Genomic DNA, 255 nt, shown 5'->3' with positions numbered 1-255 from the left:
GCCGTGGGTGGTGGGCGGCTTTCTGCTGCTGCTGATCCAGGTGACTCTGGGCGGCTGGGTCAGCACCAACTACGCCGCGCTGGCCTGCATGGACTTTCCCATGTGCCACGGCAAATGGGTGCCGGACATGGATTTCCATGGCGGCTATTCCATCATCCGCGGCCTGGGCGAGCTGCCCTCCGGCGAAATGATCTCGCAGCCGGCGCTGACGGCCATCCATTGGGTGCACCGTAATTTCGCTTTCGTGGTGTTCGC

At 63.5% G+C, this 255-nt stretch carries 1 protein-coding gene; it reads left to right on the top strand.

The window, feature by feature from the left end:
* On the top strand, window positions 1–255 hold a 255-nt coding region (locus SB751_RS32975; protein WP_410749374.1), incomplete at both ends, for a COX15/CtaA family protein.

This window comes from Cupriavidus sp. SIMBA_020 (assembly GCF_046535395.1).
GTDB classification, from domain to species: domain Bacteria; phylum Pseudomonadota; class Gammaproteobacteria; order Burkholderiales; family Burkholderiaceae; genus Cupriavidus; species Cupriavidus campinensis.
The sequence above is the reverse complement of the archived record's forward strand: the minus strand, read 5'-3'. Positions and strand labels throughout refer to the sequence as shown.